The organism is Kitasatospora sp. NPDC053308, from assembly GCF_055585785.1.
The window spans coordinates 268391-284161 of the sequence record NZ_JBVJJY010000005.1 but is presented as its reverse complement, the minus strand read 5'-3'; the positions used below and the strand labels follow the sequence as shown (position 1 = coordinate 284161).

Below are 15771 nucleotides of genomic sequence, written 5' to 3'. Positions count from 1 at the left end.
CGTACGCTTCATCTCTCCCCCGAGGCCACACCGTGAACTCTCTGGACAAGGGGACGGCGGGACAGCAGGGACGGCCTGAGACCATCAAGGCCGTCCCGGTCCGCCACCCCGGACGCTGGGCTGGCGCCGTCGTCATCGCCCTGCTCGCGGCGATGCTGCTGAGCGCCCTCTTCACCAACCCCGCTTTCAAGTGGGACATCGTCGGTCAGTACCTGTTCCACGACAGCATCGTGCACGGCATGGCGGTGACGCTGGAGCTGACCGCGCTCTCCATGCTCATGGGTGTGGTCGGCGGCATCGTCCTCGCGGTGATGCGCCTGTCCCCGAACCCGCTGCTGGCCGGCACGGCCTGGGTCTACATCTGGGTCTTCCGCGGCACCCCGGTGCTGGTGCAGCTGGTGTTCTGGAACTTCCTCGGCCTGATCTGGGCCAAGCTGTCGATCGGCGTCCCGTGGGGCCCGGAGTTCTGGTCCGAGCGGACCAACGTCCTGATCCCGACCTTCGTCGCCGCCCTGCTGGGCCTCGGCCTCAACGAGGCCGCCTACATGGCGGAGATCGTCCGCGGCGGCATCCAGTCGGTGGACGAGGGCCAGACCGAGGCCGCGCACGCGCTCGGCATGAGCCGGTTCCAGACCATGCGGCGGATCATCCTGCCGCAGGCCATGCGGGTGATCATCCCCCCGACCGGCAACGAGACCATCTCGATGCTCAAGACCACCTCGCTGGTCTCCGTGATCTCCCTGGAGGAGATCTTCCGGGCCGGCCAGGTCATCTACTCTCGGAACTACCAGAACATCCCGCTGCTGATCGTGGTCAGCCTCTGGTACCTCTTCTTCACCTCCGTGCTGACCGTCGGCCAGTACTACATCGAGCGCCACTACGCCCGAGGCTCCAACCGCACCCTCCCGCCCACCCCGCTGCAGCGACTGCGGGGCCTGTTCGCCGGGAAGCCCGCCCCGAAGACGAACGCCGACGTCGTCCCGGGGCTTGAGGGAGGTGGTCACGTATGACCGATCTGACCAAGACCCCCGCCGACGCCACCGCGGCCGCCGAGCCCATGGTCCGCGCCGAGAACGTGCACAAGTCCTACGGCCTGGTCGAGGTGCTCAAGGGCATCGACCTGGAGGTCAAGCAGGGCGAGGTGTTCTGCCTGATCGGCCCGTCCGGCTCCGGCAAGTCGACCTTCCTGCGGTGCATCAACCACCTGGAGAAGATCAACGGCGGCCGCCTCTGGGTGGACGGCGAGCTGGTCGGCTACCGGCAGAAGGGCGACAAGCTCCACGAGCTCAAGGACCGCGAGGTCGCGCTCAAGCGGCGCGACATCGGCATGGTCTTCCAGCGCTTCAACCTGTTCCCGCACATGACCGCCATAGAGAACGTCATGGAGGCCCCGGTCCAGGTCAAGGGCGAGAGCAAGGCCGACGCCCGCGAGCGCGGGATGGCCCTGCTGGAGCGGGTCGGCCTGTCCGACAAGGCGAAGAACTACCCCTCCCAGCTCTCCGGCGGCCAGCAGCAGCGCGTCGCGATCGCCCGCGCGCTGGCGATGAAGCCCAAGCTGATGCTCTTCGACGAGCCCACCTCGGCGCTCGACCCGGAGCTGGTCGGCGACGTCCTCGACGTCATGCGCGGCCTCGCCGAGGAGGGCATGACCATGGTGGTCGTCACCCACGAGATGGGCTTCGCCCGCGAGGTCGGCGACGCGCTGGTGTTCATGGACGGCGGCGTGGTGGTGGAGTCCGGCAACCCCCGCGAGGTCCTCACCGACCCGCAGCACGAACGCACCCGGGCCTTCCTCTCCAAGGTGCTCTGAACCCCGGCCGTCGGCGCCCGGCAGGCAGCTCCTGCCGGGCGCCGGTGCCCGGACGAATCGTTGGAGCCCCGTTCGAGTAATAGGCTGGAGGCAGTCAGCCCGTTACCGATCTTCTGGAAGGACCGTCGTGGAGCTCGCCTCGTACGCCGATCTCGCCGTTCGGCTGGTGAACACCGAGGAACCCGAGCGCGGCACCGACACGCTGACCTCCGTGGACGCGGTGCGCGCCCTGTTCTCCGACTCCTCCCGGGCCGCCGCGCTCGCCGAGGAGTCCGACCTGCCCCGGCTGCGCGCGGTGCGGACCAGGCTGCGCGGAGTCTTCGAGGCCGCCGCCGAAGGGGACGAGGTCCGGGGCGTCGACCTGCTGAACAGCCTGCTGATGGAGTACCCCGTCAGCCCGCTGATCTCCGGGCACGACTACCTGGACGACGCCGGACGCCCGCGCTGGCACCTGCACCTGGCCGACAACTCGGCCACCGCCACCGCCCACTTCAGCGCGGTCGCCTGCATGGGCCTGGCCGTCCACCTGACCGAGCTGGGCGCCGACCGGCTGGGCATCTGCCAGGCCGCGCCCTGCCGCAACGCCTACCTGGACACCTCGACCAACCGCTCCCGCCGCTACTGCTCGGACCGCTGCGCGACCCGCGCCAACGTCGCCGCCTACCGGGCCCGCAAGCGCCAGGAGGCCGAGGCCGCGCTGGGCACCGGCAGCTGAGCCACCTCCCGGCCGCTCACCGGACGTCCTCCACCCAGACCCCGAGGCGGCGGGCCAGGCCCGGCAGCCGGGCGACCCGGGGGGCGAGCAGCAGCCGCTCCAGCCGGCGGCCCGGTGCCAGCCACGCCGGGCGCGGGCGCAGCCGCAGCAGCACCCGGCCGAGCACCAGCTCGTCCGGGACGGCGCCGTAGCTGCGGCTGTCGCTGTCCACCGGGCGGTTGTCGGAGAGCAGCCACCAGCCCCCGGCGCGGCGTTCGGCGGCCCGCTTCACCACCAGCAGGTCCTGTTGGAAGGGGTGGCGGAAGAGCACCACCGCACCCGGCCGGATCGGCGCGCCGTAGCGGACCAGCAGCCGGTCGCCCTCGCGCAGGGTCGGGACCATCGACGGGCCCGCCACGTCGACCAGGCCGAAGGGCAGCACGCCGCCCCGGCCCCCCGGTTCCGTGCTCCGTGCCACGACTCCTCCTCCCGCACGCCGGCCCCCAGTGTGCCGTACAGGCCGTCACCTCTCCGATGTCCGGATTACCCCGGTTCCGGGTCCGTCTTTCGCCCTAGGCCCACCGCCCGATCGCGAAACCGCGGGGCCGGAGGGGTAATCTCGGGCGCGGGAAGACGATCTAAGGAAGGACTCCCATGTTCTCTCGTCTGTTTGCACCGCGCGCCACCGCCCACGCCCACTGTGACCTGCCCTGCGGCGTGTACGACCCGGCGCAGGCCAAGCTCGAGGCCGAGTCGGTCAAGGCCACCCAGGAGAAGTACCAGGCCAACGAGGACCCGCACTTCCGCGCCCGCGCCATCATCATCAAGGAGCAGCGCGCCGAGGCCGTCAAGCACCACATCTCGGTGCTGTGGAGCGACTACTTCAAGGCCCCGCACTTCGAGAAGTACCCGCAGCTGCACCAGCTGATCAACGACACCCTGAAGGCCGCCTCGGCCGCCAAGGCGTCCACCGACCCGGCCACCGGCCAGGCCCTGCTGGACCTGATCGCCGAGGTCGACAAGATCTTCTGGGAGACCAAGCAGGCCTGAGCCTGACACCTCGCCAGTCGACCGCCCCCGTCCGCACCGCCGGACGGGGGCGGTCGTGCGTCCACGTCCCGCTCGACCCCGGTAAGGGTTGCCTGCCCTGAGTGCCTGTTATGCTGCCAGGGCGTCCGAGGGGGAAGTCCGGTGCGAATCCGGCGCTGACCCGCAACGGTGAGCGCGGCCCGTACCCGTCGTACGGCCGCGCCAGCCCGATCGCCCTCGGCCGCTGACCTCCCGACGACTCGCCGCGGACTGCGAGGGGAACGGCGCCCCGGCACGCCCGGGACCGGCGCCCGCCCCGGCGCACCCGCGGCCCGAGGCAAGGCGCACCCGTGACCCCCGCACCCGTGACCGGCGCACCCCCGCAAGGCACACCCGTGCACGACGCACCCGCCGACCGCGCGGGCGGCCCGCCCGACCGGCGCGTACCCGCCCTCCCGCTCGCCCTCGGCCTCGCCGGCGCCCTGCTGCTCTCGCTGGTCTGCGGGGTCGCGTTCGGCTCCTCCGGGATCGGGCTCCCGCACGTGCTGCGTCTGCTGGGCGCTGGGCTGACGGGCGGTCGGCTGGACGCCGGCGAGGCGGCGGCGTACGCCATCGTCTGGGAGATCCGGCTGCCCCGCACCGTGCTGGCCGCCGTGGTCGGCGCCGGCCTGGCCGCCACCGGGGTCGCCGTCCAGGCGCTGGTGCGCAACGCGCTCGCCGACCCCTTCGTGCTCGGCATCTCCTCGGGCGCCGCCGTCGGCGCCAACGCCGTCCTGCTGTTCGGCGCCTTCGCCTCGCTCGGGGTCTGGGCGATCTCCGCCTCCGCCTTCGGCTCCGCGCTGGTCGCGATGGTGCTGGTCTACCTCGCCGCCCGCACCGCGTACGGGCTCACCCCGCTGCGGCTGGTGCTCACCGGCACCGCCCTGTCGTACGGCTTCTCCGCCGCCACCACGCTGATGGTCTTCGCCGCCGACCGCGGCGAGGCCGCCAGGGACGCCATGATGTGGCTGCTCGGCAGCCTGGGCGGAGCCACCTGGGGCTCGGTGCCGATCGCGGCCGCCACCGTCCTGGCCGGACTGGCCCACCTGGCCTGCGCCGCCGGGCGGTTGGACGCGCTCGCCATGGGCGACGAGACCTCCGCCTCGCTCGGCGTGGACCCGGACCGGCTGCGCCGCGAGCTGTTCGTGGTGACCGCCGCCGTCACCGGCACGGTGGTCGCGGTCAGCGGGGCGATCGGCTTCGTCGGACTGCTGGTGCCGCACCTGGCGCGGATGCTGGTCGGCGCCGGGCACCGCCGGGTGCTGCTGGTCGCGCCGCTCGCCGGGGCCCTGCTGCTGGTCTGGGTGGACATCGCCTCCCGCACCCTGCTGGCGCCCGCCGAACTGCCCGTCGGGGTGTTCACCGCCGTCCTGGGCGTGCCCGCCTTCCTGCTGATGATGCGCCGTCGCGGCCACGCCTTCGGCGGTGCCCGGTGACCGCCCTGACCCGCCGGACCGGCCCGACCGACCCGACCGACCGTCCGGAGCCGGCCGGGGCCCAGGACCTCCACGTCGACGCCGTCTCCGTGGAGCTGGCCGGCACCCGGCTGGTCCACGAGGTGGACCTGGCGGCCGCCGCCGGGCAGGTGGTCGGGCTGGTCGGACCGAACGGCAGCGGCAAGTCGACCCTGCTGCGCTGCGTCTACCGGGTGCTCCGACCGGCCGGCGGCGCCGTGCGGTTGGGCGGCGACGACCTGCACGCGCTCACCGCGCGCGCATCGGCCCGGCGGGTGGCCGCACTGACCCAGGAGCACTCCGCCGAGTTCGACTTCACCGTCGCCGAGGTGGTCGCCATGGGCCGGCTGCCGCACCGGCGCGGCCTCGGCGCCCCGACCGCGGCGGACCGTGAGCGCTGCGCGCGGGCCCTGCGCAAGGTCCGGGCCGGGCACCTCGCCGAACGGGGCTTCCTGAGCCTGTCCGGGGGCGAGAAGCAGCGGGTGCTGTTCGCCCGCGCGCTGGTCCAGGAGCCGCGCCTGCTGGTGCTCGACGAACCCACCAACCACCTCGACATCGCCCACCAGTTGGAGGTCCTGGCGCTGGCCCGCGAAGCCGGGCCGACGGTGCTCACGGCGCTGCACGACCTCAACCTGGCGGCGAGCCACTGCGACCTGCTGTACGTGCTGCGGGCGGGCCGGATCGTCGCCTCCGGGCCGCCCGCCGAGGTGCTCCGGCCCGCCCTGCTGGCCGAGGTGTTCGGCGTCCGGGCCACCCCCGTCCGGCATCCGGGAACGGGCGCCACGCAGCTGCTGTTCGACCGCCTCGACCGCTCCCCGGACCGCTGCCCCGACGGCTCCCCCGAGCACTCGACCCGCTGAACTCCCGGAGCCCGGACCGCCCGACCGCCCAGACCGCCCGACCGCCCGACCCACCCCCCGGAGGAACCACCGTGCGCACCAAGGCCGTTGTCCCCGCCGCCCTGCTCGCCCTGGCGCTCACCGCCTGCGGCGCCGAGATCGCACCGAAGGACGCCGCCACCGCCTCCGCCCACTACCCGGTGACCGTGACGAACTGCGGCGAGCGGCTGACCTTCGCGCAGAAGCCGGCCCGGACGGTCACCAACGACGTCAACATCACCGAGCTGATGCTCTCCCTCGGCCTCGCCGACCGGATGGCCGGGTACGTCATGCCCGACGACAAGGGCAAGGTGGACCAGGTGCCCTGGAAGGACGGCTACCAGCAGACGGCGTGGCTCTCCAAGAAGGTGCTCACCAAGGAGATCGCCCTGGACGCCAAGGCCGACCTGGTCCTCGCCGGCTGGCACTACGGCTTCGTCGAGGGCACCGGCGTCACCCCGCAGGCGTTCAAGGCGCTCGGCATCGACTCGTACGTGCTCAGCGAGTCCTGCCGCAGCGGCCAGGGCACCGGGCGCGGCGTGATGGACCCGCTGGACGCGCTCTACACCGACCTGGCCAACCTCGGCGAGATCTTCGACGTCAAGGACCGCGCCGACAAGCTGATCGCCGACTCCAAGGCGCGGATCGCCGCCGTCCCCGAGCCCGCGCGCCGCCCGTCCGTCTTCCTGTACGACAGCGGGCAGGACAAGCCGTACACGGCGGGGAGGTTCGCCGCCGCGCACCAGATCATCGCCAAGGCCGGCGGGACCAACATCATGGGCGACCTCGCCGACACCTGGGTCACCGCCGGCTGGGAGAGCGTGGTGGAGCGGAACCCCGAGGTCATCGTGATCAACGACTACGCGACCCCCGGCGCCGAGGAGAAGCGGAAGTTCCTGATGTCCTTCCCGCCGCTGGCGAACGTGTCCGCGGTGCGGAACGGCCGGATCTTCGTCCTGGACTACGCCGACCTGGTGGAGAGCCCCCGCAACCCGGCCGCGATCGGCGCGCTCGCCGACTACCTGCGCACCGTCCCCACCCCCTGACCCGGTCCCGGCCCGGCCGGGGCGGCTCCTCCGGTCGCCGGGCGTACGCTCAAGGTACGAGCCGACGGACCCCGACCGGAGGAGCGAGATCATGACCACCACGGCGGCTCACGCCGCCTTCGACACCCGCGCCCTGCGCGAGGGCATCGAGCGCTGCGACGCCGAGGCCCTCCTGACGCTCTACGCGGAGGACGCCGAACTGCGCATGGTCGACCGCAAGACCCAGCCCAGCCACCCCCTGGTGATGCACGGGCGGGAGGAGATCGGCGCCATGCTGAGCGACATCTACGGCCGCGAGATGACCCACAAGCTGGAACAGGTGGTCGTCCAGGGCGACCACGTCGCGTTCATGGAGTCCTGCCGCTATCCGGACGGCGTCCGGGTGCTGACGGCCTCGATGGCCGACCTGCGGGACGGGCGGATCGTCGACCAGACCTCGATCCAGGCCTGGGACGAGACGGGGCCCGAGCAGTAGGCTCGCAGGCATGATCCGCACCGCAGTCGCCACCGACGTCCCCGTCATCCACGCCATGGTCCGCGAGCTCGCCGAGTACGAGAAGGCCGCGCACGAGGCCGTGGCCACCGAGGAGCAGCTGCACCAGGCGCTGTTCGGGGCGGACCCCGCGGTGTTCGGGCTGATCGCGGAGGACGGGACCACCGGCGAGCCGGTCGGCTTCGCCCTCTGGTTCCGCAACTTCTCGACCTGGCGCGGCACCCACGGGATCTACCTGGAGGACCTGTACGTCCGCCCGGAGGCCCGCGGCGGCGGCCACGGCAAGGCGCTGCTCCTGGAGCTCGCCCGGATCGCCGTCGAGCGGGGCTACTCGCGGGTCGAGTGGTCGGTCCTGGACTGGAACCAGCCCTCGATCGACTTCTACAAGTCCATCGGCGCGGTGCCGATGGACGAATGGACCGTCTACCGGCTCACCGACGAGGCGCTCGCCGCCGCCGGCCGCCGCTGAGCGGACCGGCCGAGTCCGGAAAAGGGTCTGCCACCCTGCGTCGCAATGCCTTACCATGAGTGACTCCCGAACCGGGGTGCGGTAGGGCAGAGCGATGGCGGACCCGCAGACTCGGGCCCTCTTCGAGGGGTGACACGGCGCCCCTGCGAGGGGGCGGCACGGTCCCCCTTTGAGGGGCGGCAAGCAGGGGTAACAAGCGGGGTACCAAGCAAGCACAGCGCGTCACCCAGGAGGCAAGGGTGTCCCAGATCGACGGCGATCTCGGTGTTCAGGATTTCGTGGAGGTCCGGCTCCCCGCGGCGGGGGCCTACCTCTCCGTGCTTCGAACAGCGACGGCCGGGCTCGCGGCCCGGCTGGACTTCACCCTCGACGAGATCGAGGACCTGCGGATCGCGGTCGACGAGGCCTGCGCCATCCTGCTCCAACAGGCGGTGCCCGGCTCCGTCCTGTCCTGTGAGTTCCGGCTGGTCGGCGACTCGTTGAAGGTGACCGTGGCAGCCCCGACCACCGACGGCAAGGCTCCCGAACGGGACACCTTCGCCTGGACCGTGCTCTCCGCGCTGGCCGGCGAGGTGGACTCCTCGGTCGGCGAGGACAACACCGTGTCGATCAGCCTGCACAAGAAGCGCGGCGGGTCCGCCGCCCACTAGCCGGGCGCCGAACCGCACCGCGCCGACCGCGCAGCACCGAGCAGCACCCGCGCAAGAGCCGTCCGCCGCCAGCCCGTCCGGGGCCCGGCGGGCGGCTCCCGGTACCGCCCAGGGCGGTACGACCAACGAGACGATTCCGGGGCCGTCGGCCCCGGTGCTCCCGGAACGGAACGGGGGAATGGCCGTGAGTGATCTGGACCGTACCGGCCTCGCGACGGCGGGACCTGCCGTACCGACCCAGGCGAGCGTTCCCGGCCTCGCCGCCCACGACGAAGCGCACCCGAAGGACGCCCACCGGATGAGCCACCCGACCGAGCCGACGTCCGAGCCGACGCCCGACTCCGCACCCACGCCGGCCACGGCGGACCGGGCGGAGGAGCCGGCCGAGGCCGAGCTGCACGGCGCCGTGCCCGCCCAGGGCGCGCACCGCAGCGGCGCCCCGGACCGGGAGGCCGCCCGCGCGCTGTTCGTCCGGCTGTCGGCGCTGCCCGAGGGCTCGCCGGAGCGGGTCGAACTGCGCAACCAGCTGGTGCGGATGCACATCCCGCTGGTCGAGCACCTGGCCCGGCGCTTCCGCAACCGGGGCGAGCCGCTGGACGACCTCACCCAGGTCGCCACCATCGGTCTGATCAAGTCGGTGGACCGCTTCGACCACGAGCGCGGGGTCGAGTTCTCCACCTACGCGACGCCGACCATCGTCGGGGAGATCAAGCGGCACTTCCGCGACAAGGGCTGGGCGGTCCGGGTGCCGCGCCGGCTGCAGGAGCTGCGGCTGTCGCTCACCACGGCGACCAGCGAGCTCTCCCAGCGGCACGGCCGCTCCCCCACGGTGCACGAGCTGGCCGAGCACCTGGGGATCTCCGAGGAGGACGTCCTGGAGGGCCTGGAGTCCGCCAACGCGTACTCCACGCTGTCCCTGGACGTGCCGGACAGCGACGACGAGTCGCCGGCCGTCGCGGACACCCTGGGCGCCACCGACGAGGCGCTGGAGGGCGTCGAGTACCGCGAGTCGCTCAAGCCGCTGCTGGCCCAACTGCCGCCCCGGGAGCAGAAGATCCTGGTGCTGCGGTTCTTCCGGAACATGACCCAGTCGCAGATCGCCGCCGAGGTGGGGATCTCCCAGATGCACGTGTCCCGGCTGCTCGCCCGGACACTGGCCCAGCTGCGGGAGAAGCTCCTGGTGGAGGAGTAGGACTGACGGCCGCTCAGCTCCGGCTGCGCGGCCGTACGGTCGTCCGGCGGCCCTGCGCGCCCCCGCCCCGGCCTGTCGGTCCGCGGGCTCTCAGTCCTCGGGCTCCCGGTCCTCGGGTCCTCAGTCCTCGGACGGGGCGTACAGGGCCGCCGTCGACTTCGGGTTCAGCAGCGAGCCGATGCCCACCAGTCCGAGCAGGCCGACCAGCACGCCGACGCCGATCATCCCGCCGCCGCTCTCGATCATGTAGTAGGCCACCGGCAGGCAGATCGAGTTGGTCAGCACCGCCGGGCTGCGGCCCCAGCGGCGCTCCTTGAGCAGCGCGCGGGCGGCCAGCACCGGCAGCACGCCGAGCAGCACGATGACCACGCCGCCGAACTCGTTCAGGGCCAGCTGCTTGGACTGGCCGGACAGCGCGGACACCATGTCCCAGACGCCGACGACGGCCAGCGCGGCGCCTTCCAGGGCGGTGATGGCGGCGCCCAGGGTCAGGGACGCCGGACGGCCGGCGCCGGCCGCGGGCACGGGTGCGGAGGTTTCTGCGGTCACTCCAGCAGGGTAGCCGCCGGTTGGTCCGTACCGCCCCGTAGGCTTTCCCCATGCGCGCTCTCCTGGTCGTGAACCACAAGGCCACCACCACCAGTGGCCGGACCAGGGACGTCCTGATCCACGCGCTGCGCAGCGACCTCAAGCTGGACGTGGCCGAGACGCAGTACCGCGGCCACGCGCGCGACCTGGCCCGGGAGGCGGCGGAGGACGGCTCGGTCGACCTGGTGGTGGCGCTGGGCGGCGACGGCACCGTCAACGAGGTGGTGAACGGGCTGCTGGCGCACGGCCCGGGCGAGCGGGTCCCGCGACTGGCCGTGGTGCCGGGCGGTTCGACCAATGTGTTCGCCCGCGCCCTGGGGCTGCCCAACGACCCCGTGGAGGCCACCGGTGCCCTGCTGCACGCGCTGGAGCGCAAGCAGGAGCGCCCGATCGGCCTGGGCAAGGCGATGACCGACGGGCTGCCGGACCGCTGGTTCACCTTCACCGCCGGCCTCGGCTTCGACGCCGGGGTGGTCGGACGGGTCGAGGAGCAGCGCCGGGCCGGGCGCAAGTCGACCCACGCGCTCTACGTCAAGCAGGCCGTCCGGCACTACTTCACCCAGCGTGAGCAGCGCCGTTCGGGCCCGGTCTCCCTGGAACTGCCCGGCCGGGAGGCCGTGCCGGGGCTGGTGCTGTCGATAGTCAGCAACACCTCGCCGTGGACGTTCCTCGGCAACCGTCCGGTCTATCCGTCACCCCTCGCCTCCTTCGACACGGATCTGGACGTCTTCGGCATCACCCGGATGACGGCGTTCGGTACGGCTCGAACGATCCGTCAGATCCTGCGGTCACACACGCCTTCGAGCGACGGCGCCCCGCCGGCCGGCCCGTCCGGGAAGCACGTCGTCTCCTATCACGACGTCAGACACTTCACCTTGGTTTCAGAGGAACCGACCCCGTTCCAGGTCGACGGCGACCATCTTGGAGACAGGAGTCGCGTCAGTTTCACAGGCGTTCGGCGGGCACTGCGTGTGATTGTGTGACCGGAAGGGGGCTTCGCCCTTCTTCTCGAACGCACAAGCCCCCTTCACTCCATAGAAGTACTGGCTGTGAGCTAGGCGACACCGAAGAATCAAAAATTCCTCCCCGAAGGGGGTTGTATCCGAGCCCGAGGTTTGCGAACCTCTACATGGCGATCGGGACACGTCGCAGCGACGGCCTCCGGAACCACGGAGCGCCGACCGCGGAGTGCCCCTCGAATCGCCGAATCCCCCCTAGCACAGACCACCCGGGCCCGGTAGGCCTTTGGTCTCTTTTGCTGTTGCGGGATTCGTGAAAGCGTTCACATTCACAAAGCCATCGATTACGCCGCCGGGCCACCCCCGTCGGCAGGAGGAGTTGGACGACCATGGACTGGCGCCACCGCGCTGTCTGCCGCGAAGAGGACCCGGAGCTGTTCTTCCCGATCGGGAACACCGGTCCTGCTCTGCTGCAGATCGAGGAAGCCAAGGCCGTGTGCCGCCGCTGTCCGGTCATGGAGCAGTGCCTCCAGTGGGCCCTCGAGACCGGCCAGGACGCCGGCGTCTGGGGCGGCATGAGCGAGGACGAGCGTCGCGCGATGAAGCGCCGTGCCGCCCGCAACCGCGCCCGCACCGCCTGATCGCTGATCACACGGCGTAGCACCAGCAGTGACCGCAGTACCGATCAACACATGATCAAAGGCTTCCCTGCTCTTCCTGGTGAAGCCTTCCGCACAAAGGACCTTGCTCGACGTGCTCGACTCGGTCCCGCGACACCGGACCCGTCCAGCCACTTGATACTGTTCACTGAGAGCAATATTGTGGAGCTGAGGCGCTCACCGTGTGCAACGCACCGGCGAGGTGTCGCACCACCCAGAGCCCCCGTTCCGGCCGACTCCCCCCGACGGCCGGAACGGGTTGAGAGGCCCTGTCGACCCACCCCCCCCGGTCGACAGGGCCTCGTTTCTGTTTCCGCGACCGGTTCCCGCTCCTTCGCGGCCTGACGGTGCCGATGGCACGGCACGGCACCGGACGGCACCGGACGCGCTCCGGCGGGGGTGCGGCGAGCGTGGGCGAGCCTCGGCGAGCTCCGGCGTACGAGGTGCGCACCCGGCGCTCTGGCCGGGCGCGCGCCCCTGCCGCGCACCTTCGTGCCACCGAATCCCGGTGGAGCCCGGCCGGACCGCGGGTCGAGCAGCGCTCAACGGACCGGGTGCCCGACGGAGCGGGTGCCCGGCGGACCGCATCCTCAGCGGACCGGGATCTCCAGGACCACCTTCGTCCCGCCGTTCGGGCCCGCCACCATGTCGAAGGTGCCACCGAGCTCACCGGTGGCCAGGGTTCGGACGATCTGGAGCCCGAGGTTGCCCGCCGTCTGCGGGTCGAAGCCCTTCGGCATGCCCCGGCCGTCGTCCTGCACCGTGATCAGCAGGTACTCCTCCGGGCGGGCACCGCCGTTCCAGCTGTCCGACCAGCCCATCCCGGTGGCCGGGGCCCGGCCGCGCAGCGCGCTCACCTCCAGGTTCCCGGAGGCCGTCGGGCCGAAGGCGTGCTCCAGGGCGTTCTGCAGCAGCTCGGTCAGCACCATCGACAGCGGAGTGGCCACCTCGGCGGACAGGATGCCGAAGCTGCCGCTGCGGCGGGTCGCCACCCGGCCGTCCTGGGACAGCTCCATCACCATCGCCAGCACCCGGTCGGCGATCTCGTCGAAGGCCACCTGCTCGTCCAGCGCCTGCGAGAGCGTCTCGTGCACGATCGCGATCGAGCCGACCCGGCGCACCGCCTCGTCCAGCGCGGCCCGGCCGGACTCCGACTCCATCCGGCGGGACTGCAGCCGCAGCAGGGCCGCGACCGTCTGCAGGTTGTTCTTCACCCGGTGGTGGATCTCCCGGATGGTGGCGTCCTTGGTCATCAGCTCGCGGTCGCGGCGGCGCAGCTCGGTGACGTCGCGGCAGAGCACCAGCGAACCGGTCAGGGTCCCCTTGGGCTTGAGCGGGATGGCCCGCAGGGTCACCACTCCCCCCTGCGCCTCCACCTCGGTCTGCCGGGGCGCCCAGCCGCTGGCGACCTTCACCAGCGCCTCGTGGACGGCTCCGCGGGACGGCGGGGCGAGGTCGGCGGTGGTGCGGCCGAGGTGGCTGCCGACCAGGTCGGTGGTGAGGCCGAGGCGGTGGTAGGCGGAGAGCGCGTTGGGGCTGGCGTAGGTGACGATGCCGTCCGCGTCCAGGCGGATCAGGCCGTCGCCGACCCGGGGGGCGGCGTCCATGTCGATCTGCTCGTGGCCGGGGAAGGGGAAGCTGCCGGCCGCGATCATCTGGGCCAGGTCGGAGGCGCTCTGCAGATAGGTGAGCTCCAGCCGGCTGGGGGTGCGGACGGTCAGCAGGTTGGTGTTGCGGGCGATCACGCCGAGCACCTTGCCCTCACGCCGGACCGGGATCGACTCCACCCGGACCGGGACCTCCTCGCGCCACTCCGGGTCGCCCTCGCGCACGATCCGGCCCTCGTCGAAGGCGGCGTCCAGCAGCGGTCGCCGGCCGCGCGGGACGAGGTGCCCGACCATGTCGTCCTGGTACGAGGTCGGCCCGGTGTTGGGCCGCATCTGCGCGACCGAGACGTAGCGGATGCCGTCCCAGGTGGGGATCCACAGCACCAGGTCGGCGAAGGAGAGGTCGGAGAGCAGCTGCCACTCCGAGACCAGCATGTGGAGCCATTCCACGTCGGCCCCGGTGAGGGTGGTGTGGCGGCGGACGAGTTCGTTCAGCGAGGGCACATGGCGAGCGTAGCGCCGCCGGTCCGGGCGGGGCGCGGCGGACCGACCGGCGGACGGGCGGGCGGCCGGCTGGGCTCCGGAAGGCACCCGTGAGTTGTTTAGACCAATGTCCCGAGCGGCCTGGACAACCGAGATTGGTCTAGTCCACAATGAAGGAGCACCAAGGAGAGGTCTCCCGCGCAACTGCCCTGACCGCGCGCGGCCTTTCCTCGGTCGGACACCGTCGAGCGAGGACCCCGCACAGTCCTCGGTCGTTCCCGGTGACCGACGACAGCTCCGGGCTGCGGTGCCGCATGGGTTGAGGGTCCCGTGTCGGCGCCGTGGCCCGTAGTGCTTTCCGGGCTCCGCCCGGCCCCTCCCCGACCATGTGACGCCGCTCAGGGAGCCGGCTCCTCCGTCCACAGGCTGTGGACGGAGGAGCCGGCTCCGCGCCGCGCGCATCGCCGCCCCGGGCGCCTTCGGGCCGGCGAACGGGCGGGCTACCTGGTCTCGGTGACCTTGGCGAGGGCGCGCGGGGCGTCCGGGTCCTGGCCGCGGGCGATGGTGACCTCGTAGGCGAGCAGCTGCAGCGGGAGGATCTCCAGGATCGGCTGCACCTCCTCGGGCACGCCGGCCGGCAGCGCGAAGCCCGCCGAGGCGGCGTCCACCTGCGCCCGCTGGCCGATCACGACCAGGTCGGCGCCGCGGCCGCGCAACCGGTCCAGGACGGGCTGCAGGGCCTCGCCGCCCTTGCCGTCCGGGACGATCGCGATCACCGGCGAGACGTTGTCCACCATGGCCAGCGGGCCGTGCAGCAGGTCCGCGCCGGAGAAGGGGGTGGCCGGGATGTAGGTGGTCTCCATCAGCTTCAGCGCCGCCTCTCGGGCGGTCGGGTAGCCGTAGCCGCGCGAGGTGATGACCAGCCGCTGGGCGAAGCGGTAGCGCTCGGCCAGCGCCCTCACCTCGGCCTGCCGGGCCAGCACGCCGGCGGCCAGGTTCGGCAGCTCCTTGGCGGCCGAGCCTCCCCCACCCCCCGGGCGGGCGGTGCCCCCATCGCCCCGGAGCCCCTCGACCAGCAGGTAGAGCGCCAGCAGCTCGGCGGTGTAGGTCTTGGTGGCGGGCAGCGCCTTCTCCGGCCCGGCCAGCACGTCGATGTGGAACTCGGAGACCTCGGCCAGCGGCGAGGCGGCGTTGTTGGTGACCGCGAGGGTGACGGCGCCGGCCTCGCGGGCGGCCTTGGTGGAGGCCACCAGGTCCGGCGAGCCGCCGGACTGGCTGACGGTGATCACCAGGACGTCGGTGAGGTCGGGCTTGGCGCCGTACGCGGTGGTGGTCGACATCGAGGTCAGCCCGGCCGGCTTGCCGAGCAGGATCTCGATCAGGTACTTGGCGTACAGCGCCGCGTTGTCGGAGGTGCCGCGCGCGGTGAGCAGGACGAAGCGCGGGCTGCGGGCGGCGATCTCGGCCGCGATCTCGCGGATCTTCGGGGCGCCCTCGTCGAGGATGCGCTGGAGGACGGCCGGCTGCTCGGCCATCTCCGCCGCCATGATCCGGCCGGGCACGGGAGCGGTCTGCGGGTCGGACATCTGGGTCTGCCTCCGATGAGATGGTTCGACCCCGCCCGGGCGGCTGCCCGGCGGGGACCTCTACGGCGGCGAGTCCGCACACTCGCTGCGGTTCTTCGTGCGCGGCAATCCTACGGGCGCGCCCGGCCGGGAGCA

Annotated in this window: 17 protein-coding genes; 13 read left to right on the top strand and 4 right to left on the bottom strand. The window is 72.2% G+C overall.

Annotated elements, in window-relative coordinates; genetic code table 11:
* The first annotated feature begins 32 nt into the window (after positions 1-32).
* The 3 genes from ACZ6Y7_RS14640 (at position 33) to ACZ6Y7_RS14630 (ending at position 2525) form a co-directional block, all read left to right on the top strand.
* Positions 33-1010, top strand: a complete 978-nt coding sequence (locus tag ACZ6Y7_RS14640; protein WP_465758253.1) for an amino acid ABC transporter permease — start codon at positions 33-35, stop codon at positions 1008-1010.
* Positions 1007-1810 (top strand): amino acid ABC transporter ATP-binding protein, encoded by an 804-nt coding sequence (locus tag ACZ6Y7_RS14635; protein WP_465758252.1) that lies wholly within the window; start codon positions 1007-1009, stop codon positions 1808-1810. Before ACZ6Y7_RS14640 ends, ACZ6Y7_RS14635 begins: the two co-directional genes overlap by 4 nt.
* 127 nt (positions 1811-1937) lie before the next feature.
* Positions 1938-2525 carry a CGNR zinc finger domain-containing protein gene (locus ACZ6Y7_RS14630; protein WP_465758251.1) on the top strand — a complete coding sequence of 196 codons (588 nt, stop codon included), beginning with the start codon at positions 1938-1940 and terminating at the stop codon, positions 2523-2525.
* Positions 2526-2541: 16 nt separating this feature from the next.
* On the opposite strand, the gene sodX is transcribed toward ACZ6Y7_RS14630, so the two are convergent.
* On the bottom strand, positions 2542-2907 hold the full coding sequence (sodX, locus tag ACZ6Y7_RS14625; RefSeq protein WP_465758391.1) for a nickel-type superoxide dismutase maturation protease: 366 nt from the start codon (positions 2905-2907) through the stop codon (positions 2542-2544).
* Between the two features lie 251 nt (positions 2908-3158).
* Between sodX and sodN the strand changes: the two genes are divergently transcribed.
* The 8 genes from sodN to ACZ6Y7_RS14585 all read left to right on the top strand — a co-directional run bounded on the left by sodN (position 3159) and on the right by ACZ6Y7_RS14585 (position 9754).
* Positions 3159-3554, top strand: a complete 396-nt coding sequence (gene sodN / locus ACZ6Y7_RS14620; protein WP_045699892.1) for a superoxide dismutase, Ni — start codon at positions 3159-3161, stop codon at positions 3552-3554.
* A gap of 374 nt (positions 3555-3928) precedes the next feature.
* Positions 3929-5008, top strand: a complete 1080-nt coding sequence (locus ACZ6Y7_RS14615; protein WP_465758250.1) for a FecCD family ABC transporter permease — start codon at positions 3929-3931, stop codon at positions 5006-5008.
* A gap of 89 nt (positions 5009-5097) precedes the next feature.
* Positions 5098-5886 carry an ABC transporter ATP-binding protein gene (locus ACZ6Y7_RS14610; RefSeq protein WP_465758390.1) on the top strand — a complete coding sequence of 263 codons (789 nt, stop codon included), beginning with the start codon at positions 5098-5100 and terminating at the stop codon, positions 5884-5886.
* A gap of 71 nt (positions 5887-5957) precedes the next feature.
* The gene (locus tag ACZ6Y7_RS14605) at positions 5958-6950 is read left to right on the top strand and encodes an ABC transporter substrate-binding protein (protein WP_465758249.1); all 993 of its coding nucleotides are present in this window, start codon (positions 5958-5960) and stop codon (positions 6948-6950) included.
* A 91-nt stretch (positions 6951-7041) separates the two neighbouring features.
* The gene (locus ACZ6Y7_RS14600; protein ID WP_465758248.1) at positions 7042-7425 is read left to right on the top strand and encodes a nuclear transport factor 2 family protein; all 384 of its coding nucleotides are present in this window, start codon (positions 7042-7044) and stop codon (positions 7423-7425) included.
* A 10-nt stretch (positions 7426-7435) separates the two neighbouring features.
* On the top strand, positions 7436-7912 hold the full coding sequence (locus ACZ6Y7_RS14595; protein ID WP_465758247.1) for a GNAT family N-acetyltransferase: 477 nt from the start codon (positions 7436-7438) through the stop codon (positions 7910-7912).
* A 239-nt stretch (positions 7913-8151) separates the two neighbouring features.
* Positions 8152-8562 carry an ATP-binding protein gene (locus ACZ6Y7_RS14590; RefSeq protein WP_465758246.1) on the top strand — a complete coding sequence of 137 codons (411 nt, stop codon included), beginning with the start codon at positions 8152-8154 and terminating at the stop codon, positions 8560-8562.
* A gap of 184 nt (positions 8563-8746) precedes the next feature.
* On the top strand, positions 8747-9754 hold the full coding sequence (locus ACZ6Y7_RS14585; protein ID WP_465758245.1) for an RNA polymerase sigma factor SigF: 1008 nt from the start codon (positions 8747-8749) through the stop codon (positions 9752-9754).
* A gap of 120 nt (positions 9755-9874) precedes the next feature.
* On the opposite strand, the gene ACZ6Y7_RS14580 is transcribed toward ACZ6Y7_RS14585, so the two are convergent.
* A complete protein-coding gene (locus tag ACZ6Y7_RS14580; RefSeq protein WP_465758244.1) occupies positions 9875-10303 on the bottom strand; it encodes a hypothetical protein in 429 nt (142 codons plus the stop codon).
* Between the two features lie 50 nt (positions 10304-10353).
* Here ACZ6Y7_RS14580 and ACZ6Y7_RS14575 point away from each other — a divergent pair, with 50 nt between their 5' ends.
* Both ACZ6Y7_RS14575 and ACZ6Y7_RS14570 read left to right on the top strand, forming a co-directional pair.
* Entirely contained in the window at positions 10354-11325 is a 972-nt protein-coding gene (locus ACZ6Y7_RS14575; protein ID WP_465758243.1) for a diacylglycerol/lipid kinase family protein, read from the top strand.
* Positions 11326-11690: 365 nt separating this feature from the next.
* Entirely contained in the window at positions 11691-11942 is a 252-nt protein-coding gene (locus ACZ6Y7_RS14570) for a WhiB family transcriptional regulator (RefSeq protein ID WP_014138019.1), read from the top strand.
* Between the two features lie 608 nt (positions 11943-12550).
* On the opposite strand, the gene ACZ6Y7_RS14565 is transcribed toward ACZ6Y7_RS14570, so the two are convergent.
* Both ACZ6Y7_RS14565 and ACZ6Y7_RS14560 read right to left on the bottom strand, forming a co-directional pair.
* Positions 12551-14071, bottom strand: coding sequence for a sensor histidine kinase (locus ACZ6Y7_RS14565; protein WP_465758242.1), 1521 nt, complete (start codon positions 14069-14071; stop codon positions 12551-12553).
* 479 nt (positions 14072-14550) lie between these two features.
* Complete coding sequence (locus ACZ6Y7_RS14560; RefSeq protein ID WP_465758241.1) at positions 14551-15636, bottom strand: SIS domain-containing protein; 1086 nt, start codon at positions 15634-15636, stop codon at positions 14551-14553.
* Positions 15637-15771 lie beyond the last annotated feature (135 nt).